This is a genomic window from Vibrio cholerae ATCC 14035, from assembly GCF_000621645.1.
In the GTDB taxonomy this organism is placed as follows: Bacteria; Pseudomonadota; Gammaproteobacteria; order Enterobacterales; family Vibrionaceae; genus Vibrio; species Vibrio cholerae.
The window spans coordinates 17909-39918 of sequence record NZ_KK211322.1 but is presented as its reverse complement, the minus strand read 5'-3'; the positions used below and the strand labels follow the sequence as shown (position 1 = coordinate 39918).

Here is a 22010-nt window from a genome sequence, read left to right as displayed (position 1 = left end):
CTGCTGACATGAAAATAACGCCGCTGGCAAAGAGTCGTCTTACGCTTGCGCCGTCAATCAACAGAAGCTTTATACCCAAACAACTTGGAGTTGCAGGTAGGCGGCAAGTGAGTGAGTCCCCATGAGCATAGATAGACTATGTGATTGGGGTGAACAAACGTAGCCAACACCGCTGCAGCTTCAAGTAGGAAGGGTATATCGGTTGTCACTATTAGAATAGAAGGATCGCTCTGTGTCTGATTTCCCCACTCTTGAAGATTATGTAGGTCAAACGCCCTTGGTGCGTTTACAGCGCCTCAATGCAGGCCGCTCTACAGTATTGGTGAAGCTCGAAGGCAATAATCCAGCGGGTTCCGTGAAAGATAGACCAGCGCTTAATATGATTGTGCAAGCCGAAGCGCGCGGCAGTTTGCAGCCCGGCGATACCATTATTGAAGCCACCAGTGGTAATACTGGCATAGCGTTGGCTATGGCTGCCGCCATCAAAGGCTACAAGATGATTCTGATCATGCCCGATAACGCCACTCAAGAGCGCAAAGATTCGATGCGCGCCTATGGCGCTGAGCTGATTTTGGTTAGCAAAGAACAAGGGATGGAAGGCGCACGCGATTTAGCCTTACAGATGCAGCAAGAAGGCAAAGGTAAGGTATTGGATCAATTCAATAACTTGGATAACCCTGACGCGCATTATCGCTCAACCGGGCCGGAAATCTGGCAGCAAAGCCAAGGCAAAATCACTCATTTTGTTTCAAGCATGGGCACCACAGGCACCATAATGGGCGTCTCTCGTTATCTGAAGCAACAAAATCCGCAGATTCAGATCATCGGCTTACAACCCTCGGAAGGCAGCGCGATTCCGGGTATTCGCCGTTGGCCGCAAGCCTACCTCCCCGGCATTTTTGATGCTGCACGAGTCGATCAGGTGCTGGACGTAACTCAAACTGACGCCGAACAGACCGCTCGCGCCCTTGCGCGTGAAGAAGGAATTTGCGCCGGCGTCAGCTCTGGCGGAGCCGTGTTTGCCGCTTTGCAGATTGCCCAACAAAATCCGGGATCCGTAGTGGTAGCGATTGTGTGCGATCGTGGCGACCGTTATTTATCCTCAGGATTATTTTCCTAACCGAGCTTTCCGACACTCGGCTTAGGCTGAGTGTCGAAACCGGTTTGACTTGGTATCCATATCACGCTCCCTACGCGCTTTTCGGTAAACCTCTTGCGGCGATGGCCTGATGAGCCTTAAGGTCATCACCATGCAAAGCAAGAGCTCAATTGCCCCGCCCTAGTCAGGTTTGCTATTCTCTGTAACCGTTTTTAAGTGACCCATGCCCGCCTTGTGATGAAATGCCGCAAGGCCTGCACAGATGATGATAAGCAGCGACATAAGATTATGATGAAATCGAACGCCTCACCGAGCGAGTCTCTTTCGCACCACACCCCGATGATGCAACAGTATTTAAGACTCAAGGCGGAAAACCCAGACATTCTGCTGTTCTATCGCATGGGTGATTTTTACGAACTGTTTTATGACGATGCCAAACGCGCCTCTGAACTGCTAGATATTTCCTTAACCAAACGCGGCGCATCGGCGGGTGAACCCATTCCTATGGCGGGTGTGCCTTTCCATGCCGTGGAAGGTTATTTGGCGAAACTCGTCCAGATGGGGGAATCGGTCGCGATCTGCGAACAGATTGGCGATCCAGCCACCAGCAAAGGCCCCGTTGAGCGCAAAGTAGTGCGGATTGTGACACCGGGAACGGTGACCGATGAAGCCCTGCTCTCAGAGCGAGTCGATAACCTGATCGCGGCGATTTATCACCATAACGGCCGCTTTGGTTATGCAACCATGGATATCACCTCCGGTCGTTTTCAGCTCAGTGAGCCGCAAACCGAAGAAGAGATGGCCGCCGAGCTGCAACGCACTTCGCCTCGTGAACTCTTGTTTCCTGAAGATTTTTCGCCAGTGCATCTAATGGCAAGCCGCCAAGGCAACCGCCGTCGCCCGATTTGGGAATTTGAACTCGATACCGCGAAACAGCAGCTCAACCAGCAATTTGGCACGCGCGATCTGGTTGGCTTTGGGGTTGAGCAAGCAAAACTTGGCTTGTGCGCAGCAGGCTGCTTGATCCAATACGTCAAAGATACTCAGCGTACCGCTTTGCCACACATTCGTTCACTGACTTGGGATCGCCAAGATCAATCGGTGATTTTGGATGCCGCGACGCGGCGCAACCTTGAACTCACTCATAACTTGGCGGGTGGAACAGATAACACGCTTGCAGAAGTACTCGACCATTGTGCTACCCCCATGGGCAGCCGCATGCTCAAACGTTGGATCCACCAACCGATGCGCGATAACGCCACTCTCAATCAGCGTTTAGATGCGATCACTGAGCTCAAAGAAACCGCTTTGTATGGGGAACTGCATCCCGTGCTCAAACAGATTGGCGATATTGAACGGATCCTCGCCCGTCTAGCGCTGCGTTCAGCGCGGCCGCGCGATTTAGCTCGCCTACGCCATGCCATGCAGCAGTTACCTGAATTGCACTCGGTCATGAGCGAGCTTAAGCAGCCTCACCTTACCGAGCTACGCACCCATGCCGAGCCAATGGATGAATTGTGCGATTTACTCGAACGTGCGATCAAAGAAAACCCACCCGTGGTGATCCGCGATGGTGGCGTGATCGCCGATGGTTACAGTGCCGAACTCGATGAATGGCGCGATTTAGCCAATGGCGCAACCGAATTTCTGGAACGCTTGGAAGCCGAAGAGCGCGATCGTCACGGCATTGATACCCTGAAAGTGGGTTATAACAATGTGCACGGTTTCTACATTCAAGTGAGCCGGGGTCAGAGCCATTTAGTGCCTCCCCACTATGTACGCCGTCAAACCTTAAAAAATGCTGAGCGTTACATCATCGAAGAACTTAAACAGCATGAAGATAAAGTGCTCAATTCTAAGTCTCGTGCTTTAGCGTTAGAAAAACAGCTGTGGGAAGAGTTGTTCGATTTGCTGATGCCGCATCTTGAGCAGCTGCAACAACTGGCGGCTTCCGTTGCTCAATTGGATGTGCTGCAAAACCTCGCAGAGCGCGCAGAAAACTTGGAATATTGTCGCCCAACGCTGGTTCAAGAAGCGGGCATTCACATCCAAGGTGGTCGCCACCCTGTGGTAGAGCGAGTAATGAATGAGCCGTTTATCGCCAACCCGATCGAACTTAATCCACAGCGACGCATGCTGATCATTACTGGTCCGAATATGGGCGGTAAATCGACTTACATGCGTCAAACCGCCTTGATTGCACTGATGGCGCATATCGGTAGTTATGTGCCGGCTGAAAGTGCGTCAATCGGCCCACTAGATCGTATTTTTACCCGTATCGGCGCGTCCGATGATCTTGCGTCCGGCCGCTCAACCTTTATGGTGGAGATGACGGAAACCGCCAATATTTTGCACAATGCGACCCGTAACAGTTTGGTGTTGATGGATGAGATTGGCCGCGGTACCAGTACTTATGACGGACTCTCGCTCGCTTGGGCGAGTGCCGAGTGGCTTGCCAAAGAGATTGGTGCCATGACGCTGTTTGCTACTCACTATTTTGAGTTAACCGAACTGCCGAATGTGTTACCTCATCTAGCGAATGTTCATTTAGATGCGGTTGAACATGGTGATGGCATCGCCTTTATGCACGCAGTGCAAGAGGGTGCCGCGAGTAAATCGTATGGTTTAGCCGTAGCAGGACTGGCTGGCGTACCCAAGCCCGTGATTAAAAATGCGCGCGCCAAATTACAACAACTTGAGCTATTAAGCTCACAACCTGCCGAGACTCGTAAGCCAAGCCGCGTCGATATTGCCAACCAGCTGAGCTTAATTCCTGAGCCGAGTGCTGTTGAGCAAGCCTTGGCAGGCGTAGATCCTGACCAGCTCACTCCTCGCCAAGCTCTAGATATGCTCTATCAATTGAAAAAGCTGCTCTAGTTATTGCCCATATCTCAAGCATGGAATCTACAGATTCCAGAAACAACAAGGCACCCCACCGGGTGCCTTAGTTTTGGATGAGTCTGGAAAAATTAGTTGTCGTATTCGACGCTAAACAGCGCTTCCATATTCAAACCTTGTTTCACCAAAATCTCACGCAGACGACGTAGACCTTCCACTTGGATTTGGCGAACACGCTCACGAGTGAGATTGATCTCACGACCCACTTCTTCCAAGGTCGATGGTTCATAGCCAAGAAGCCCAAAGCGACGCGCAAGCACTTCTTTTTGCTTTGGATTAAGTTCATCCAACCAGTTGAGCAGCGATTCACGAATGTCATCATCTTGAGTTGAAAACTCAGGATCGGCATTGTGAGAGTCTGGCAAAATATCCAGCAGTGCCTTATCTCCATCCCCACCAATTGGCGTATCCACTGAGCTGATCCGTTCGTTAAGACGCAGCATCTTAGTGACATCATCGACAGGTCGGTCTAACTCAAGAGCAATTTCTTCTGGTGTAGGTTCGTGGTCAAGGCGCTGTGATAATTCGCGAGCAGTACGCAAATAAATGTTCAGCTCTTTGACGACATGAATCGGTAGACGAATGGTGCGTGTTTGGTTCATCAGCGCACGTTCAATGGTTTGACGGATCCACCATGTTGCGTAGGTAGAGAAGCGGAAACCGCGTTCTGGATCGAATTTCTCAACCGCACGGATCAGACCAAGATTACCTTCTTCAATCAGATCGAGCAGTGCTAATCCTCGGTTGCTGTAACGGCGTGAAATTTTTACCACCAGACGCAAGTTACTTTCAATCATGCGTTTACGTGCGGCTTCATCACCACGTAAGGCACGACGAGCATAAAGCACTTCTTCTTCGGCAGTAAGGAGCGGTGAAAAACCAATTTCGCTGAGATACATCTGGGTCGCATCAAGACTTTTCGCAGAAGCATCAAACTCTTCACGAACGTCTTCACTTGCCCCTTCAACAGCAACTAATTCTTCATCACTGGTGAGCTCGGCATCAGTTTCTAGCACTTCCAGTGCTTCATCTTCAAAATCGAACTCTTCTACTTTGGTTACGGTATTGCTGACACTCATAGCGGCCTCCCCCTGGCAACTTTGCGAGTCATTGCGATTTACAACCTTTGCAGTATGACCTTAGCAATATGAGTTAAGGTAAGTAGCGTTTAGGATTCACTGACTTCCCTTGATAACGGATCTCAAAGTGCAAGCGTACGCTGTTGGTACCAGAACTTCCCATGGTGGCGATCTTCTGGCCTGCTTGCACAGTTTGTCCTTCCTTTGCTAGCAGCTGATCATTGTGGGCATAGGCACTTAAATAGTGCTCATTATGTTTTATGATGATTAGGTTGCCATAACCACGTAATGCGTTGCCCGAATACACTACGGTTCCATCTGCAGTAGCAACGACAGCCTGACCACGTTGGCCAGCAATGTCTATCCCTTTGTTGCCTTGATCGCCCGCAGAAAAGTTCTTTATGACTCTACCTTTTGTCGGCCATAGCCACTTCGCTATCTTCTCATCCGAAGGTTTAGCTTTTGCTACATTAACATTAACATTTTGTTTACCGACAGGTTCAACATACTCCTTTGTTTTTGTTTGATCAACCGTCTTAACTGGATCTTTTTTAGTCAAATTTTGACTATTCGTTGACCCATTTTGTACATTTTTGGTATTAGAGCTTTTGCTCACGGTTTGAGCAACTGTTGCCGTCGTCGCCGCTTTGGCAACACTTGCACTTGTGCTTGAAGCCACAGCCACGGTAGCTGCACCGCCCGTTCCACCATAAGCAGGAGGAGTATAATTAGGTAACCAGAGCTTAATTTTTTGCCCAGGATGAATGGTGTAAGGTGGAGCGAGATCGTTGTAACTGATCAGATCATTTACATCTTTATCTGTGAGGTAGGCAATAAAATAGAGCGTGTCGCCTTTTTTAACTTCATAGTAACTTCCGCGGTAACTACCACGCTCAACTTTGTTGTAATCTTTACCCAATCCAGAGACTGGTGCTGGCGTAGGTGCAGTACAGCCGAATAATAAGCTGCAAAACAATAATAAGCCCAGTCGGAAAGAGTAAAGCGTCATCAGGCAAGATCTCCCGCGACCAGTGGCACAAAACGCACAGCTTCAACCCGCTCAGAGATAAACTGCCCACCTTGACGCACAATTTTGTACAGATATTGCTCGTCTTCGCCCACAGGGATCACCATACGACCACCCTCAGCAAGCTGATCCAATAGACTTTGCGGCACTTTTGCCGCAGCAGCCGTCACAAGGATCGCATCAAAAGGTCCACGAGCGGGCCAACCTTGCCAGCCATCGCCATGTTTCGTCGACACGTTATAGATATCCAACTGTTTCAAGCGTCTTTTCGCATCCCATTGCAGGGTTTTGATCCGCTCAACAGTAAACACATGATTAACCAGTTTGGCGAGCACTGCGGTTTGATAACCAGAGCCCGTACCAATTTCTAGCACTTTGGTTTCTGGGGTTAACGCCAGTAGCTCTGTCATCTTCGCCACGATATAGGGTTGCGAGATGGTCTGGCCTTGACCTATGGGCAGGGCATTATTGTCATAAGCTTGATGCATCATGGCCGGTGCGACGAAAAACTCGCGTGGCAGTGCATGGATTGCCGCCAACACTTGTGGTGAGGTAATCCCCTGCTCAGTTAAAAATTGAATCAGTCTGTCGGCTTTTGGGTTAGCCATTCACCTTTTCCTTTAACCAATGATCCATGCTACGCAGTGACTCATGTGCCGTTAGGTCAACTTGTAGCGGCGTGAGTGACACCCAGCCACGTTCAATCGCATGAAAATCCGTTCCCGGACCGGCATCTTGCTCTTTACCCGGAGGACCAAGCCAATAAATATCATGCCCACGCGGATCTTTCTGCTTTATCATGCTTTCGGCGTGATGCCGCGCACCTAAGCGTGTGACTTCAATACCTTGAATGAGTTCTAAAGGTCGATCCGGAATATTCACGTTAAGTAAGCGATTGGTCGGAATCGGGTTAGCCAGATGTTGCTCGACCAATTGACGCACAAAGTGAGCAGCACTAGCAAAATGAGTAGTTCCCGCCAGAGAAAAGGCGATCGACTGCACGCCAAGAAAATGCCCTTCCATTGCCGCCGCCACCGTACCGGAATAGAGCACATCATCACCCAAGTTAGCTCCGTGATTGATTCCGCTCAGTACCAGATCCGGTAGCGCGTCTTTCATCAGTTCATTAAGCGCAAAGTGCACGCAATCAGTCGGGGTACCTTGCACGGAATAGGTATTCTCGGCAATTTGCGACACTCGTAATGGATGCTCTAAGGTCAGTGAATTCGAGGCACCACTGCGGTTACGATCCGGCGCGACAATCACAATCTCCGCTAAATCACGCAATGCATCCGCCAAAGCATGAATGCCTTGTGCGTAAACGCCATCATCGTTACTGAGTAGAATCTTCATCTTAATCTTCGCTCTCTGAATCGCGGCTCTCTTGTTCATGGCCTTGATCGTAATGACGCACCACTGGGATCTCTTCGATCAATTCACGCACTAAGGAAGTGGCAAAGCTACCCGCATCCAATGAGAAACGCAGAGTGATTTGATCTTCTTGCACTTGCCAGCTTAAGTTTTGCGCTTTTAAGGCGATCGCACGGCGATCATGGCGCATACGATTCCCCCGGATCAGCGCCATTAAATCGGGCTCTGCATCCAATTCAGCTTGTTCCAGTGGCAAGGCTTGACCAGAAGTCGGCAAGGCATTATCGCCCGCCAAAGCCGCTGAAATCGCTACTTCTCCAGCTTGCAAACGCTGATCCCAAAGGGCTAAATCACCATCAACATTAAACATTTGCTGCTCAGCTAAAGCGATATCACCTTCAATAAAGCGGGCAAAACAGCCCTGCTCAATTCGCTTTGAGACAATCTGGTTGAAAATCCACGAACGAGCCGCAGACAGATATAAGCTGCGCTGATTCTGATTGCGCGAACGGACATTGTCACGCCCCCAACGGCGCGCCTCACTGAGGTTATTGCCATGACGTCCAAAACGCTGGCTACCGAAGTAATTGGGAACGCCCAATTCAGCAACCGTTTCTAAACGGCTTAATACCGCTGCAACATCGCTTACTTCCGATAGGGTGACGACAAATTCATTGCCTTGCAAATCACCCGGACGAAGCTTTTTGTCGTGGCGAGTCACCTCAAGAATTTCAATGCTAGGGTATTGTGCTAGAAACGCAGAGAAATCCGGCGTTTCGCCATTCGGCAGATGCACACTCAACCACTGCTCGGTAACGGCATGCCTGTCTTTTAAACCCGCCCAGCTCACCGCGCGTGAAGGTACGCCACAGGCTTTGGCTAATTCATTGGCCACAAAGCTGGTGTTCTCCCCTGTCTTACGAATACGCACCATCAAGTGCTCGCCGTGTCCCGTTAAGGAGTAGCCCAACACTTCATTGACTTGGAAGTGTTCTGGCAGCGCTTTGAGTTTGGCCTTCGCAGTCGGTTTACCGCACAAATAAGCCAGAGGAGAGAGAATATCAGTCATCTTAATTCCAAAATTTTTTATAGGCTGAGTTAAGCTTTGCGCAAAAGTACAACCGCTTCACAGGCAATACCTTCTTTACGTCCGGTAAAGCCGAGTTTTTCTGTCGTGGTCGCTTTGACATTGATGTTGCCCAGATCGGTTTCCAGATCTTCGGCAATCGCCGCGCACATCGCCTGAATATAAGGGGCCATTTTCGGCGCTTGGGCAATGATAGTGACGTCCGCATTACCAAGCACATAACCTTGCGCCTTGACACGGCGATACACATCTTTGAGGAGCTCGCGGCTGTCTGCCCCTTTCCATTTATCATCGGTATCCGGGAAGTGGCGGCCAATGTCTCCGGCAGCAATCGCGCCGAGCAAGGCATCACTTAATGCGTGCAGTGCCACATCACCGTCAGAATGGGCGATCAATCCTTGTTCATAAGGGATCTTCACTCCACCAATAATGATGGGACCTTCGCCGCCAAAACGGTGTACATCAAAGCCGTGGCCAATTCTGATCATGATTTTTCCTTATTACGACTTAAATAGAACTCGGCCAACGCGAGATCTTCAGGTTGAGTAATTTTGAGATTATCGGCACGTCCTGCCACTAAAGCAGGCTTTTCACCACACCATTCAAAGGCTGAGGCTTCATCGGTAATCGTGACTTGCTGCTGTAAAGCGGCGAATAACCTCTCACGCAGTGATTGGGCACGAAACATTTGCGGTGTCAGCGCATGCCAGAGCGCAGTGCGATCGACCGTATGCACAATCTGCTGTAAGTGATCGCCACGTTTCATGGTATCCCGCACGGGCGAGGCCAAAATCGCACCAATCGGATGAGCTAAAGCCGTGGTGATGAGCTGAGTGATATCGGCGTGAGTCACACACGGACGCGCCGCATCATGCACCAATACCCATTCACTGAGGCGATGCTGGCAGACATACTCCAGTGCCGACAATACCGAATCCGCCCGCTCTTTGCCGCCATCGACACGAATCACACGCGGATGATGCGCCAGAGGCAAATTCGCAAAATAGGGGTCATCAGCACTCACCGCCACTACCACGTGTTCGATGAGAGGATGTTCTAAAAGATGTTCAACGGTGTGTTCGAGCACCGTTTTATCGAGCAAGGTTAAATACTGCTTAGGGCGATCCGCTTGCATGCGGCGACCCACACCCGCGGCGGGGACAATCGCTGTCATGTTGTTCATTGGCGCGACTCCTCACCGATGATGCGATAGAAGGTTTCTCCATCTTTGACCATACCCAATTCGTTACGGGCACGCTCTTCAATCGCATCTAGCCCTTGGCGCAGGTCATCAATTTCAGCAAACATCTCTTGGTTGCGTAGGTGAAGGTTGGCATTCACCTGCTGCTGCACTTCAATTTCCGCTTGTACAGCGCGAAAATCCATCACACCGTTTTTGCCCCACATCAGGGTATAAAGCAGCCAGACCAATAGCAGGCTTAGGGTCAAAGCAAATACTCGCATAACCAATCCATCTTTCTTTCAAAACCAACGCCACAAAATCGTGGCGTTGGTCACTTGCTCGAATGCTGCCTATTTATACCATAAAGCCTAGAAAAGGCGCTTGCTGGCAGGTGATTATTGAGTTAATAAAAACGCAAATAAGCCTACACCAAGCACTAAGCGATAAATCACAAACGGGGTCATGCCCATACGAGAGATGAGCTTCAGGAAGAAGTGAATACAGATGTAAGCACTGATAAATGAAGTGATGATGCCTGTCAGTAAGAAACCGCTGTGTACGGGTTCACCACTGGTCACCAGTTTCAATCCGAGATAACTGCCCGCCAATACGATAATTGGAATCGACATTAAGAATGAAAAACGCGCCGCCGCTTCACGGGTAAAGCCAAGATAGAGCGCAGCAGTGATGGTTGCACCAGAGCGTGAAGTGCCAGGAATAATAGCCACGGCCTGCGCCAAACCAATAAACAGCGCTTTTTTCCAATCCGCTTGATATTCGTCGGCTTTGAGCTCTGCATGTTTATCGACATACCAGAGTAAAAGGCCAAACACGATAGTCGTTGTCGCGATAACCCAAGCGCTGCGCAAATAGAGCTCAACAATATCTTTCATCACAAAACCGAACAGACAAGCCGGAATCGTAGCCAGCACGATCAACCACGCCAATTTGGCTTCTTTGCTGCGATCACCTTTAAAAATCGAAGCAAAAAAAGCACTTAATAACGAAACCACTTCTTTTCGAAAATAGAGCACGACCGCGGCGAGCGTTCCCACGTGTACCGCCACATCAAAGGCCAAGCCTTGATCTTCCCAACCTAAAATAGCCGAAGGCAAGATCAGGTGTGCGGAGCTAGAAATCGGTAAAAACTCGGTAAAGCCTTGAATTAAAGCCAGAATGAACGACTCAAAATAACTCATGATTGTTTCTTCTCGTTAATAGAAAACCAGATCGGTACTGGGGTGAGTGATGCTAAATCCTGCGCTTGTTGCCAAATCTGCTCAACAGTTCGACCATCACCAGCAATCACTCGCTGCGGACAGAGCTCATATAAAGGTTGAATCACAAACGGATAGCGATAGATATCCGGTCGAGGCAGCACTGGATCATTCTCCGATACACAATCGCCATACAGCACAATATCAAGATCCAGTGTTCGATCCTGATACTTTTGTGCATTCGGCAAACGGCCACAACGCAGCTCGATCGCTTTTAACTGCTTCATCAATTCAGGCAGCGCGAGCTCTGTCTCCATCTCAACCATCAGATTGAAGAAAGGATGGCTGGCAAACCCAACGGATGGACACTCATAAATCGTGGACAGACGCCACTGGCTCGCCAGCTCGGCTAATGCACGAAGGCCAGCTTCAATCGACTGATGGCGATCCTGATTTGAGCCCACACCAATATAAGCGGTGATCATCCACGCGCTCGCTCGATGATCACGCCGACTCCTTTGGCTTGCGGCACTGCGCCCGGCTTGGTCAAGCGGATGCGGAGCCAAGGCACAGCAAAGCGAGTCATGATCAGTTCAGCCACTTCTTCAGCCACACGCTCTACCAGTAAAAAACGCCCTTGTTCGATATGCTCCAGCACAGCTTGGCTGACTTGGGCATAGTCCAGAGCATCCGCTACATCATCACTTTTTCCCGCTGCACGGTTGTCGTGCGCCATTTCCAGATCGAGCACCAATTTCTGCTTGATCTGCTGTTCCCAGTCGTAGACCCCAATCGTCGTGATCACTTCCAACTGTTCAATAAACACTTTATCCATGCTCAATCGCTTCCTGTTCACAGGTCGGATACCCAAACCGATGAAAAAATCGTACTATCCGCTCAATCGCGATATGATATACCCAAACCTGTTCAAGATGCTAAATCCTAAAAGATTTTTTCTTATTCAACAGGGAATACAAATACTTATTCGAGATAACTTTTCGAAACACGCAGTTTGAGGCTGTTATGACTCCATTGGCGCTCAGCATGATCATTTTTGCCTATCTACTGGGGTCAATTTCCAGTGCGGTGTTGATTTGTCGTGTTCTGCGTCTCCCCGATCCGCGTAACGTGGGCTCACAAAACCCCGGAGCCACCAATGTACTGCGCATCGGCGGCAAAAAAGCCGCAGTGGCCGTTTTATTGTGTGACATGCTCAAAGGCACCATCCCAGTTTGGGGCGGCTACTTCCTCAATATTGAACCTTTTATGTTGGGATTGGTGGCAATCGCCGCCTGCCTTGGTCACATGTACCCGATTTTTTTCCATTTCAAAGGTGGAAAAGGCGTGGCAACCGCGTTAGGTGCAATCGCACCGATTGGGCTCGATTTAACCGCTATGGTGATGGCCACATGGCTTGTCGTTGTCGTACTGTTTCGCTACTCGTCGCTTGCAGCCTTAGTCACTGTGTTGCTCGCGCCCCTCTACACTTGGCTGATTAAGCCACAGTACACGCTTCCAGTTGCCATGTTGTGCTGTTTGATTGTGCTGCGCCATCATCAAAACGTGAAGCGCCTGTTTGCGGGTACCGAGCCCAAGGTCGGTGAAAAGAATAAGAAGCCGAGCGATGATGAAGAGAGCCGCGTCGTGTAACCGTGCGCGGCTCAATAGGTGATCGCCATTTCATCAATGGCAGAAAAATCAATATACGGTTGCTAAGAACGTTTGCAGGTGGTGTGTCACCGATTCTGCCTGCTCCAAACTACTGATATGTCCCGCCCCTTCAATCACTTCAAGTTGACTGCCTCGAATCGTATCTTGCATCAGGTAAGACTCTAACGCTGGGCGAGGAGTATCTTCACTGCCGACCATGATGAGTACAGGCAGAGTTAAGTGTTCGATCTCATCCATCAAATCACGACGCCCGAAAATCATGCGCCCTAAACGCGCCACTTCAACAGCACGCTCGCCGCTCAAACCTTGCAGAGCCGAGCGAAATTGCGCCACAACAGGCAACTCGTTTTTCAACGTGTTAGATGCAAAAAACATAGGAACAACCGCCTCCACAATCGGAGCGGGCACCGCTTGCAGCTGAGCAATGGTATCTAACATGGTAAAGTATTTTTTGTGGGTCACTTCCGGTTCAAGACCCACGAAAGTATCCATCATAACCAGAGATTGAACTCGCTTTGGCGCAAGTAAGGCCAGCTCTGCGCCCCACATTCCTCCCACCGACAAGCCAATCACAGAGAAATACTCAATCTGCAGATGATCCATCAGCGCCAACATATGCTGAGCGTAATCTTTGAGATTGCTCATCGCAGTAGGGGCGGCCTCTGAAGCGCCATGCGCCCAAAAATCCGGCACAATACAACGATAGCGTTGACTTAACGCAGCCACTTGTGGAGCCCACATTTGGTGATCCCACAAATAGCTGTGCCCAAAGAGCAACACTTCGCCTTCCCCGACATCAAGGTAAGCCATTTTTTGGCCATCAATCAGCATCGAATTCATTTTAGTTATTTATCCATCAATAAAGTAGACGCTGACTGTAACATGAGATGCCAAGCAGACAACTCTGAGCAGAAATTCAGCATTATCTAATTCATTCTTTTGTTTAGAAAAAACGGCCACTAGCGCGACCGTTTCAATACCATTTCGTCGTACTTATTTCTGAATTGACGTTAACTGATCAATCGGCCAACGCGGGCGAGCTTGCAAGCCAAGTTCACACACATCACCATTTTTCAAACGTTGCATGCCCGCATAAGCGATCATCGCTCCGTTATCGGTACAAAATTCAGTACGTGGGTAATACACTTCGCCACCGATTTTTTTCGCGAGTTTTTCCAAATCAGCACGCAACTGCTTGTTGGCACTCACACCACCCGCAATCACCACACGCTTAAGTCCTGTCTCCTCCAATGCGCGTTTACATTTAATGACTAAAGTGTCACACACGGCCTCTTGGAAGGCGTAAGCAATATCCGCACGGGTCTGTTCATCGTCGCCATTTGCAGCAATGGTATTGGCAGTAAAAGTTTTTAAACCGGAAAAGCTCATATCGAGCCCCGGTCTGTCCGTCATAGGACGGGGAAATTTAAAGCGTCCCGGAGTCCCTTTTTCCGCCAGCTTGGCCAATAACGGGCCACCTGGATAATCCAATCCCATCAATTTGGCCGTTTTATCAAAGGCTTCGCCAGCCGCATCATCGATAGACTCACCTAAAATGCGGTATTCACCAATGTTTTTCACTTCCACCAGCATGGTGTGACCACCCGATACCAGCAAAGCGACAAACGGAAACGGCGGCGGATTCTCTTCCAGCATCGGAGCAAGAAGATGCCCTTCCATGTGATGAACCGGCACCGCTGGCACATCCCAAGCGTACGCTAAACTGCGCCCAATCGTAGCGCCAACCAAGAGCGCCCCAACCAAACCGGGGCCTGCGGTAAAAGCCACACCGTCTAAATCTTGCGGCGTCACGTTTGCCTCTGCCATCGCCGCTTTGATGAGTGGGATGGTTTTTTTTACATGATCACGCGAAGCCAGCTCAGGCACCACACCACCATAATCGGCATGCAGTTTTACCTGACTGTAAAGCTTATGAGACAGCAGTCCTTTTTCGTCATCGTAAATCGCGATACCCGTTTCGTCACAAGAGGTTTCAATACCAATAATGCGCATAGTTTTCTCAGCACGCTGCCATCTAAAATCAAATATGACGTCATGTTACCTCGCCTTGGCGCGACAAACAAACCTTGTCCAGAATGTAAGCGACAAAGTGCTTTACAAAGGAAGGACGATCGGATTAAAATTCCGCACCATTTTGATCTGGCTGGTTATCGACTTGGCGCACAAGGGTTCTTGCTGCTCTGGTCATCAAAATATCAGCATTAACGAATTAACCCCCGAGGTGAAAGGCATATGCCAGTAGTTAAAGTACGTGAAAACGAACCGTTCGACGTAGCTCTGCGTCGTTTCAAACGCTCTTGCGAAAAAGCAGGTATCCTTTCTGAAGTGCGCCGTCGTGAGCACTACGAAAAGCCAACTACCGTTCGCAAACGCGCTAAAGCAGCTGCTCAAAAGCGTCACGCTAAGAAGCTAGCTCGCGAAAACGCACGTCGCGTTCGTCTGTACTAATAACAGCTTCCTAAACTAAGGAATTTGTTATGGCTCTGATTGAGAATCTCAAAGAAGAGCAAAAACTAGCGATGAAAGCCAAGGATAAACCACGCCTTGGCGCTATCCGTTTAGTGTTGGCCGCTATTAAACAACGTGAAGTCGATGAGCAGATCACTCTGAGCGATGACGACATTGTTGCAGTGCTGACCAAGATGGTGAAACAGCGTCGCGACTCTGTAAGCCAATACGAAGCAGCAGGTCGTCAAGACTTGGCTGATGCGGAAAAAGCAGAGATCACCGTACTTGAGGAGTTTATGCCTCAACCTCTGAGCGATGATGAAGTGAAAGCCCTGATTGACAGCGCAATCACTGAATCAGCCGCCGCAGGCATGCAAGACATGGGTAAGGTGATGGCTGTACTTAAACCGCATATTCAAGGGCGTGCAGACATGGGTAAAGTGAGCGGTTTGGTCCGCGCTAAACTGGCTTAATCCCAACCCAATTACAGCAAGCCGTGCAATCCTTTGGAAAGCACGGCTTGTTTGTATTTGACCCTATCTTTCGGTGCATGCAAAGATTTATGGCAGGACACATCCCCCGCAGTTTTATTGATGACCTCCTTGCTCGACTCGATATTGTCGACGTTATTGACGCACGCGTAAAACTGAAGAAGAAAGGCAAAAACTACAGCGCCTGCTGCCCTTTCCATAACGAAAAAACCCCTTCATTCAGTGTCAGTCAGGAAAAACAGTTCTATCACTGCTTCGGCTGTGGTGCTCATGGCAATGCCATCGATTTTGTCATGGAATATGAACGCATGGAGTTTCCTGAGGCCATTGAAGAGCTGGCGTCGACCATAGGTCTTGAAGTTCAGCGTGAAGAAAGAACGCCTTCCAGCCCCTTTGCGAAAAATACGCCAGCCGTCAAAAGTGAAGATAAGCGCAGCCTGTATGACTTGATGGGCAGCATCGCCCAGTTTTATCGTCAGCAGCTTAAAGTTCCTGCCAACAAGCATGCGATTGAATACTTAAAAAATCGTGGTTTATCTGGAGAAATCGTCCAGAAATTTGGCATTGGATACATAGCGGATGAATGGGATCTTGTACGGCGCAATTTTGGTCAGCAGCGCAGCAGTGAAGATATGCTTGTCACCGCAGGTATGCTGATTGAAAACGATAACGGCCGCCGTTATGACCGCTTTCGCGGACGAGTCATGTTCCCAATTCGCGATCGTCGAGGTCGAGTCATTGGTTTTGGTGGCCGTATTACAGAGCAAGGTACACCGAAATACCTGAACTCGCCTGAAACCCCGATTTTCCATAAAGGCAAAGAGCTGTATGGCCTTTATGAAGTCCTGCAGGCATACCGTGAACCACCACAAATCCTAGTGGTGGAAGGCTATATGGATGTCGTGGCACTCGCTCAATATGGTGTCGATTACTCTGTAGCCTCTCTGGGCACCTCAACCACAGGCGATCACTTACAACTGTTGTTTCGCCAAACTAACCATGTCATCTGTTGTTATGATGGTGACCGAGCTGGACGTGATGCCGCATGGCGCGCATTAGAAAATGCACTCAGCTACCTCAAAAGCGGCAATATCTTAAAGTTTCTGTTTCTGCCGGACGGTGAAGATCCCGATAGCTACGTGCGTAAATACGGCAAAGCCGATTTTGAACAACAGGTTGCCAATGCTACACCACTGTCGCAGTACTTATTTGAGAACTTGATTGAACTGCACCAAATTAACTTGGGTAGCCATGAAGGTAAATCGGCACTGCGCGCCGTTGCAACACCACTTATCGACAAAATTCCGGATCCTTTTTTACAAGAGATCCTAGAGAAATTACTCGATGAACGGACAGGCTTTGATCACCAACTGCGCCGTAAAAAAGCACGTAAGACAGAAAATCGACCCGCACCACATAAAGCAATAAAACGGACCCCAATGCGTGATGTTATCGCGCTCTTGATACAAAATCCGAGCTATGCTGAATTGGTACCAGACCTAGCGAGCGTGCGTCATTTGATGATCCCTGGTCTCGATACCTTCAGTGAAGTACTTGAGAAATGTCGTCAATATCCCCATATCACTACGGGTCAATTACTCGAACATTGGCGAGACTCAAAAAATGAGACACTTCTGTCTCGTCTGGCAAGTTGGGAAATTCCCCTTGTCGAAGACAATCAAGAAGAACTATTTTTAGACTCATTGGACAAAATTCTTGCCCAGTGCGTAGAAAAACAAATTGAAAATTTGCAGGCCAAAGAGCGAAGTGTCGGTTTATCAACCGAAGAGAAAAGAGAGCTACAAGACTTGATCTTAAAAGGCTTGAAAGCGTAACTCTGTTGAGATAGTCAGCAAAGAATAAATTTGTTAGTATACGTGGTTTGCATTGCGCATACTTATTCCTTCACCAGATACGAAGTTGGATACCGTCTATGGATCAAAATCCGCAGTCACAGCTTAAACAACTTGTCCTTCGCGGCAAGGAACAGGGCTATCTGACCTACGCCGAAGTAAATGACCACTTGCCTGCTGAAATCGTTGATTCAGAGCAGGTGGAAGATATTATTCAGATGATTAATGACATGGGCATTAAGGTGGTGGAAACCGCACCTGATGCCGATGATCTTGCCCTCAGCGATGATACTACCATCACTGACGAAGATGCTGCTGAAGCAGCCGCCGCGGCACTTTCTAGCGTAGAGAGTGAGATTGGCCGCACCACCGATCCAGTACGTATGTATATGCGTGAAATGGGTACGGTTGAGCTTTTGACACGTGAAGGTGAAATCGATATTGCCAAGCGCATTGAAGATGGTATTAACCAAGTTCAAAGTGCGATTGCTGAGTATCCTGGAACCATCCCTTATATTCTTGAGCAGTTTGATCGTGTTCAGGCCGAAGAGCTACGTCTCACTGACCTGATTTCAGGTTTCGTTGACCCTAACGACATGGAAACCGAAGCGCCAACCGCGACTCACATCGGTTCTGAGCTTTCTGAAGCGGATCTCGCGGATGAAGATGATGCTGTCGTCGAAGATGAAGACGAAGATGGCGACGGTGAAAGCAGCGACAGCGAAGAAGAAGTCGGTATCGACCCTGAACTGGCTCGTGAGAAATTCAATGAACTGCGCGGTAAGTTCCAAAACCTGCAATTAGCGGTTAATGAATTTGGTCGTGACAGTCATCAAGCTTCTGAAGCGTCAGACTTAGTGCTGGATATCTTCCGTGAATTCCGCCTAACACCAAAGCAATTCGACCACTTGGTTGAAACTCTGCGCACTTCAATGGATCGTGTTCGCACCCAAGAACGTTTGGTAATGAAAGCGGTAGTTGAAGTCGCGAAGATGCCGAAGAAATCGTTCATCGCCCTATTTACAGGCAATGAATCGAATGAAGAGTGGCTGGATAAAGTCCTTGCTTCTGACAAGCCTTACGTAGCGAAAGTCCGTGAGCAAGAAGAAGAGATCCGCCGTTCAATTCAGAAACTACAAATGATCGAGCAAGAGACATCACTGTCTGTTGAACGCATCAAAGACATCAGCCATCGTATGTCAATCGGTGAGGCGAAAGCTCGCCGTGCGAAGAAAGAGATGGTTGAAGCAAACTTACGTCTGGTAATTTCGATTGCTAAGAAATACACCAACCGTGGTCTGCAATTCTTGGATCTGATCCAAGAAGGTAACATCGGTTTGATGAAAGCCGTCGATAAGTTTGAATACCGTCGTGGTTATAAATTCTCAACTTATGCGACTTGGTGGATCCGTCAGGCAATCACTCGTTCTATTGCTGACCAAGCACGTACGATTCGTATTCCAGTACACATGATCGAGACGATCAATAAACTGAATCGAATTTCGCGCCAAATGCTGCAAGAGATGGGTCGTGAGCCACTGCCTGAAGAATTGGCAGAACGCATGCAAATGCCAGAAGACAAAATCCGCAAAGTGCTGAAAATTGCCAAAGAACCCATCTCCATGGAAACACCGATTGGTGATGATGAAGATTCGCATCTGGGTGATTTTATCGAGGATACCACCCTCGAGCTGCCACTGGATTCTGCGACCGCAACCAGCCTTAAAGCTGCCACTCGCGATGTATTAGCAGGCCTAACACCTCGTGAAGCGAAAGTGCTACGTATGCGTTTCGGTATCGATATGAATACCGACCATACTCTGGAAGAAGTGGGCAAGCAGTTTGATGTAACTCGTGAACGTATTCGTCAGATTGAAGCAAAAGCACTGCGTAAACTGCGTCATCCAAGCCGCTCAGAAGTTCTGCGCAGCTTCTTGGATGAATAATTCAAGTTGGTTATGAACTGAAAAAGGTGAGCTGAGCTCACCTTTTCTTTTTTATACAAGCTAAGTGAATAAATTGTAAGCACTATTGAACCCGCTTTGGCTAGACACATCTACCCCCTTCCAATATAATCTGACACCTAATTTGGCCCCTTAGCTCAGTGGTTAGAGCAGGCGACTCATAATCGCTTGGTCCCCAGTTCGAACCTGGGAGGGGCCACCAGATTCCAGAAGGTTAGTAGGCCTAGTGCTTACTAACCTTTTTTGTACCTGACGAATTTGGGTCAGACAATGGGTCAAGTAAGCTTATCCTTAACGTTTCTGAACGGTTTAAGACGGCACTCTAACCCACCATTTTATGCTCTAGAAATGGCAACGGGAGCATAAGCTCCCGTCTATTCCAGATCAGCAAATCAAAGGTGTAATGTTGTTTTGATTAGTTGCGTTTTACCCGCCTAAACAAACTAGCATTAAAATTCCTCGTGCATCACACTTTTTGTACAAATTGTGAGCAAATGGACTTATTTCTGAAATTGTCACATAAATTTCAGCTTATTTTCACTGCCTATCACCAAATACCTTGCGGTGACTGTTCAAGGATATTCCGCGCAACAAAAAGCTCATCAGACTGTCGCGATTTTGCAATATGTAGCCTCTAGCCTCTTGGTAAACCATCACATAAGAGGTTGCTATGCTTTCTACTTCTCCATTTGTTCTGCCACGAAAAACCCCATTTGGTTTAGGTGAACACTTAGCGGAATGGGCAACAGGACTGAAACGTCTCAATCAATTCTATGCTCAACGTCCAGCAAGCGGTGATACTCAAGCGTTTTTGCGCTTTACCTTGGATGTTCTTGGTATCGATTATCAAGTAGTACGCGGCAAGCTCACACATGTTCCAGCTCAAGGGGCAACTATCGTGGTCGCTAACCATCCTTTAGGCTGCGTTGAAGGGGTGATTTTGGCTGAGCTGCTGCTTTGCGTTCGCTCAGATGTAAAAATTCTCGCTAATCAGTATTTAAAGCTGGTGCCCGAGCTTACCTCACTATTTATCGGCGTCGATGTGTTTGAAGGTGCCGATGCCGCAAAAGCGAATCTGCATGCCCTTCGTCAAGCGCATAAACACCTTGAGCAAGGTGGGTTGCTACTGATGTTTCCTGCTGGGGAAGTCTCCCAATTGGTTGACAGCAAGCAAGGTCGTTTGGAGGACAAAGAGTGGAGCCAATCGGTCAGCCGCCTCGTTAAAAAACATCAAGCGCATACGGTCCCAGTTTATATTGATGGCCATAACTCAACCCCTTTTTACCTTGCAGGAAAAATTCACCCTATGCTGCGCACCTTGATGTTGGGGCGCGAGCTGCTCAATAAGCAGCATACTCAAATTGGTATCGCGATTGGTGAGGGGATTTCACACAGCGAAGTACAGCATCTTTGTGATCAACAGTTGGTCAATTATCTGCGCCTCAATACCTATCTTTTGCAATCTTCTCCCGTGCGCAACAAGACCGCCAGTGATCGATCCTTGCCTCCCGTTGCAGAGCGCCTTCCATTAGCCGATCTGCTCGAAGATATCGCGCAGTTGCCTTACGCCGACCATATGCTGCGCCATAACCAATTTGATGTGTATTGCACCACAGCGGATAACATTCCTTCGTTGATGCATGAAATTGGCCGCATTCGCGAGTTGAATTTCCGTGAGGTGGGCGAAGGAACGGGCTGTGCGCTGGATATTGATCGATTTGATCGCGATTACCTTCACCTATTCATTTGGGATAGAGAGAAAAATCAGCTGGTGGGCGCATACCGTTTAGGGCTCGTTGATAAGCTTATTGAGCACAAGGGGATCAGCGGCCTCTACTCCAGTACCCTATTTCATTATGATCAACGCTTCCTCAATAACATGGGCAATGCGATTGAAATGGGGCGTTCGGTGATTGACAGCCAATATCAAAAAAGCATGGCGGCCCTGCTTTTGCTTTGGAAAGGCATTGGTACTTATGTCGAACGCCACCCACAATATACCCACCTTTTTGGCCCTGTGAGTATCAGCAACGATTACAGTGAACAAGCCAGACGTTTACTCGCCGATACCATGACTCTGCATTATTACGATAGTGAACAAGCCGAGTTAGTGATGGCCACCAACCCTCTACCTACAGGGCAAGCACAATGGAATGCCAGCCTTTTGACGTCACTTGCCGACTTGCAACTCCTGTCACGAGTGATTGCTCGGATCGATGAAGGAAAGGGAATTCCGGTGCTACTACGCCAGTATCTAGGATTAAACGGAAAGCTGGTGAGCTTTAATGTGGATCCTGCGTTCAATAACGCACTAGATGGCTTGATCGTAGTTGATCTTCGCAATGTGCCCACGAAAACCTTAGCGCGTTACATGGGGCAATCTGAAGCTCTGCGCTATCTTGCCACCCACCAATATTTCAGCGATATCTAACCCATCACGCCAAGGTGCTTCATCTTGGCGTGACCCATCAAACATTTCTGGAATCAAAATAAAATGCTATCGAGTCAAAATTTCCTCTCAATATCGCCAGTTTGATACTGACTAGTCATTGGTATCATGCTTCATTTACACGCAAAGTTAGTATTTCAGACTAAAACACT

Annotated in this window: 21 protein-coding genes and 1 tRNA gene; 9 read left to right on the top strand and 13 right to left on the bottom strand. The window is 48.7% G+C overall.

Annotated elements, in window-relative coordinates; all coding sequences use genetic code 11:
- The first annotated feature begins 232 nt into the window (after positions 1-232).
- Together cysM and mutS are read left to right on the top strand one after the other, a co-directional pair.
- Positions 233-1120 (top strand): cysteine synthase CysM, encoded by an 888-nt coding sequence (cysM, locus tag T411_RS0115870; protein ID WP_001279365.1) that lies wholly within the window; start codon positions 233-235, stop codon positions 1118-1120.
- 267 nt (positions 1121-1387) lie between these two features.
- Positions 1388-3976: a DNA mismatch repair protein MutS gene (gene mutS, locus T411_RS0115865; RefSeq protein WP_001894770.1), complete on the top strand. Its 2589-nt coding sequence runs from the start codon at positions 1388-1390 to the stop codon at positions 3974-3976.
- A 92-nt stretch (positions 3977-4068) separates the two neighbouring features.
- On the opposite strand, the gene rpoS is transcribed toward mutS, so the two are convergent.
- The 11 genes from rpoS to folB form a co-directional block, all read right to left on the bottom strand.
- Positions 4069-5076: an RNA polymerase sigma factor RpoS gene (gene rpoS, locus T411_RS0115860; RefSeq protein ID WP_000116738.1), complete on the bottom strand. Its 1008-nt coding sequence runs from the start codon at positions 5074-5076 to the stop codon at positions 4069-4071.
- Between the two features lie 73 nt (positions 5077-5149).
- Positions 5150-6085: a murein hydrolase activator NlpD gene (gene nlpD / locus T411_RS0115855; protein WP_000177568.1), complete on the bottom strand. Its 936-nt coding sequence runs from the start codon at positions 6083-6085 to the stop codon at positions 5150-5152.
- On the bottom strand, positions 6085-6711 hold the full coding sequence (locus tag T411_RS0115850) for a protein-L-isoaspartate(D-aspartate) O-methyltransferase (protein WP_000002982.1): 627 nt from the start codon (positions 6709-6711) through the stop codon (positions 6085-6087). The genes nlpD and T411_RS0115850 overlap by 1 nt, the downstream gene beginning before the upstream one ends.
- Positions 6704-7456: a 5'/3'-nucleotidase SurE gene (surE, locus tag T411_RS0115845; RefSeq protein ID WP_000698379.1), complete on the bottom strand. Its 753-nt coding sequence runs from the start codon at positions 7454-7456 to the stop codon at positions 6704-6706. The genes T411_RS0115850 and surE overlap by 8 nt, the downstream gene beginning before the upstream one ends.
- A 1-nt stretch (position 7457) precedes the next feature.
- Entirely contained in the window at positions 7458-8543 is a 1086-nt protein-coding gene (gene truD / locus T411_RS0115840; RefSeq protein WP_000129752.1) for a tRNA pseudouridine(13) synthase TruD, read from the bottom strand.
- Positions 8544-8572: 29 nt separating this feature from the next.
- Positions 8573-9049, bottom strand: a complete 477-nt coding sequence (ispF, locus tag T411_RS0115835; protein ID WP_000619209.1) for a 2-C-methyl-D-erythritol 2,4-cyclodiphosphate synthase — start codon at positions 9047-9049, stop codon at positions 8573-8575.
- Positions 9046-9744 (bottom strand): 2-C-methyl-D-erythritol 4-phosphate cytidylyltransferase, encoded by a 699-nt coding sequence (ispD, locus tag T411_RS0115830; RefSeq protein WP_001061948.1) that lies wholly within the window; start codon positions 9742-9744, stop codon positions 9046-9048. The genes ispF and ispD overlap by 4 nt, the downstream gene beginning before the upstream one ends.
- Positions 9741-10025: a cell division protein FtsB gene (ftsB, locus tag T411_RS0115825; RefSeq protein WP_001263189.1), complete on the bottom strand. Its 285-nt coding sequence runs from the start codon at positions 10023-10025 to the stop codon at positions 9741-9743. The genes ispD and ftsB overlap by 4 nt, the downstream gene beginning before the upstream one ends.
- 114 nt (positions 10026-10139) lie before the next feature.
- The gene (locus T411_RS0115820) at positions 10140-10943 is read right to left on the bottom strand and encodes an undecaprenyl-diphosphate phosphatase (RefSeq protein ID WP_000119813.1); all 804 of its coding nucleotides are present in this window, start codon (positions 10941-10943) and stop codon (positions 10140-10142) included.
- Positions 10940-11446 carry a 2-amino-4-hydroxy-6-hydroxymethyldihydropteridine diphosphokinase gene (folK, locus tag T411_RS0115815; protein ID WP_000627006.1) on the bottom strand — a complete coding sequence of 169 codons (507 nt, stop codon included), beginning with the start codon at positions 11444-11446 and terminating at the stop codon, positions 10940-10942. Before folK ends, T411_RS0115820 begins: the two co-directional genes overlap by 4 nt.
- Positions 11443-11796, bottom strand: a complete 354-nt coding sequence (gene folB / locus T411_RS0115810; RefSeq protein WP_000361954.1) for a bifunctional dihydroneopterin aldolase/7,8-dihydroneopterin epimerase — start codon at positions 11794-11796, stop codon at positions 11443-11445. The genes folK and folB overlap by 4 nt, the downstream gene beginning before the upstream one ends.
- 188 nt (positions 11797-11984) lie before the next feature.
- Between folB and plsY the strand changes: the two genes are divergently transcribed.
- Positions 11985-12611 carry a glycerol-3-phosphate 1-O-acyltransferase PlsY gene (gene plsY / locus T411_RS0115805; protein ID WP_000188027.1) on the top strand — a complete coding sequence of 209 codons (627 nt, stop codon included), beginning with the start codon at positions 11985-11987 and terminating at the stop codon, positions 12609-12611.
- Positions 12612-12659: 48 nt separating this feature from the next.
- On the opposite strand, the gene T411_RS0115800 is transcribed toward plsY, so the two are convergent.
- On the bottom strand, positions 12660-13472 hold the full coding sequence (locus T411_RS0115800) for an alpha/beta fold hydrolase (protein WP_001087495.1): 813 nt from the start codon (positions 13470-13472) through the stop codon (positions 12660-12662).
- A 153-nt stretch (positions 13473-13625) separates the two neighbouring features.
- The gene (tsaD, locus tag T411_RS0115795) at positions 13626-14645 is read right to left on the bottom strand and encodes a tRNA (adenosine(37)-N6)-threonylcarbamoyltransferase complex transferase subunit TsaD (RefSeq protein ID WP_001220122.1); all 1020 of its coding nucleotides are present in this window, start codon (positions 14643-14645) and stop codon (positions 13626-13628) included.
- Between the two features lie 240 nt (positions 14646-14885).
- On the opposite strand from tsaD, the gene rpsU reads away from it, so the two are divergent.
- The 6 genes from rpsU to T411_RS0115765 all read left to right on the top strand — a co-directional run bounded on the left by rpsU (position 14886) and on the right by T411_RS0115765 (position 21840).
- Positions 14886-15101 (top strand): 30S ribosomal protein S21, encoded by a 216-nt coding sequence (gene rpsU / locus T411_RS0115790; protein ID WP_001145625.1) that lies wholly within the window; start codon positions 14886-14888, stop codon positions 15099-15101.
- 29 nt (positions 15102-15130) lie between these two features.
- Positions 15131-15574, top strand: a complete 444-nt coding sequence (locus T411_RS0115785; protein ID WP_001173892.1) for a GatB/YqeY domain-containing protein — start codon at positions 15131-15133, stop codon at positions 15572-15574.
- 89 nt (positions 15575-15663) lie between these two features.
- Positions 15664-17427, top strand: a complete 1764-nt coding sequence (gene dnaG, locus T411_RS0115780; RefSeq protein ID WP_000907210.1) for a DNA primase — start codon at positions 15664-15666, stop codon at positions 17425-17427.
- Positions 17428-17525: 98 nt separating this feature from the next.
- Positions 17526-19391, top strand: a complete 1866-nt coding sequence (gene rpoD / locus T411_RS0115775; RefSeq protein WP_000372621.1) for an RNA polymerase sigma factor RpoD — start codon at positions 17526-17528, stop codon at positions 19389-19391.
- Positions 19392-19535: 144 nt separating this feature from the next.
- A tRNA-Ile gene (locus T411_RS0115770) sits at positions 19536-19611 on the top strand.
- A gap of 468 nt (positions 19612-20079) precedes the next feature.
- Positions 20080-21840 carry a bifunctional lysophospholipid acyltransferase family protein/GNAT family N-acetyltransferase gene (locus T411_RS0115765; protein ID WP_000953509.1) on the top strand — a complete coding sequence of 587 codons (1761 nt, stop codon included), beginning with the start codon at positions 20080-20082 and terminating at the stop codon, positions 21838-21840.
- Positions 21841-22010: the final 170 nt, after the last annotated feature.

What these genes read in the sequence shown, in the direction of transcription:
- mutS (WP_001894770.1), top strand. Translation starts at nt 1,388, where the DNA reads ATGATGAAATCGAACGCCTCACCGAGCGAGTCTCTTTCGCACCACACC.
- rpoS (WP_000116738.1), bottom strand. Translation starts at nt 5,076, where the DNA reads ATGAGTGTCAGCAATACCGTAACCAAAGTAGAAGAGTTCGATTTTGAA.
- nlpD (WP_000177568.1), bottom strand. Translation starts at nt 6,085, where the DNA reads ATGACGCTTTACTCTTTCCGACTGGGCTTATTATTGTTTTGCAGCTTA.
- T411_RS0115850 (WP_000002982.1), bottom strand. Translation starts at nt 6,711, where the DNA reads ATGGCTAACCCAAAAGCCGACAGACTGATTCAATTTTTAACTGAGCAG.
- surE (WP_000698379.1), bottom strand. Translation starts at nt 7,456, where the DNA reads ATGAAGATTCTACTCAGTAACGATGATGGCGTTTACGCACAAGGCATT.
- truD (WP_000129752.1), bottom strand. Translation starts at nt 8,543, where the DNA reads ATGACTGATATTCTCTCTCCTCTGGCTTATTTGTGCGGTAAACCGACT.
- ispF (WP_000619209.1), bottom strand. Translation starts at nt 9,049, where the DNA reads ATGATCAGAATTGGCCACGGCTTTGATGTACACCGTTTTGGCGGCGAA.
- ispD (WP_001061948.1), bottom strand. Translation starts at nt 9,744, where the DNA reads ATGAACAACATGACAGCGATTGTCCCCGCCGCGGGTGTGGGTCGCCGC.
- ftsB (WP_001263189.1), bottom strand. Translation starts at nt 10,025, where the DNA reads ATGCGAGTATTTGCTTTGACCCTAAGCCTGCTATTGGTCTGGCTGCTT.
- T411_RS0115820 (WP_000119813.1), bottom strand. Translation starts at nt 10,943, where the DNA reads ATGAGTTATTTTGAGTCGTTCATTCTGGCTTTAATTCAAGGCTTTACC.
- folK (WP_000627006.1), bottom strand. Translation starts at nt 11,446, where the DNA reads ATGATCACCGCTTATATTGGTGTGGGCTCAAATCAGGATCGCCATCAG.
- folB (WP_000361954.1), bottom strand. Translation starts at nt 11,796, where the DNA reads ATGGATAAAGTGTTTATTGAACAGTTGGAAGTGATCACGACGATTGGG.
- plsY (WP_000188027.1), top strand. Translation starts at nt 11,985, where the DNA reads ATGACTCCATTGGCGCTCAGCATGATCATTTTTGCCTATCTACTGGGG.
- T411_RS0115800 (WP_001087495.1), bottom strand. Translation starts at nt 13,472, where the DNA reads ATGAATTCGATGCTGATTGATGGCCAAAAAATGGCTTACCTTGATGTC.
- tsaD (WP_001220122.1), bottom strand. Translation starts at nt 14,645, where the DNA reads ATGCGCATTATTGGTATTGAAACCTCTTGTGACGAAACGGGTATCGCG.
- rpsU (WP_001145625.1), top strand. Translation starts at nt 14,886, where the DNA reads ATGCCAGTAGTTAAAGTACGTGAAAACGAACCGTTCGACGTAGCTCTG.
- T411_RS0115785 (WP_001173892.1), top strand. Translation starts at nt 15,131, where the DNA reads ATGGCTCTGATTGAGAATCTCAAAGAAGAGCAAAAACTAGCGATGAAA.
- dnaG (WP_000907210.1), top strand. Translation starts at nt 15,664, where the DNA reads ATGGCAGGACACATCCCCCGCAGTTTTATTGATGACCTCCTTGCTCGA.
- rpoD (WP_000372621.1), top strand. Translation starts at nt 17,526, where the DNA reads ATGGATCAAAATCCGCAGTCACAGCTTAAACAACTTGTCCTTCGCGGC.
- T411_RS0115765 (WP_000953509.1), top strand. Translation starts at nt 20,080, where the DNA reads ATGCTTTCTACTTCTCCATTTGTTCTGCCACGAAAAACCCCATTTGGT.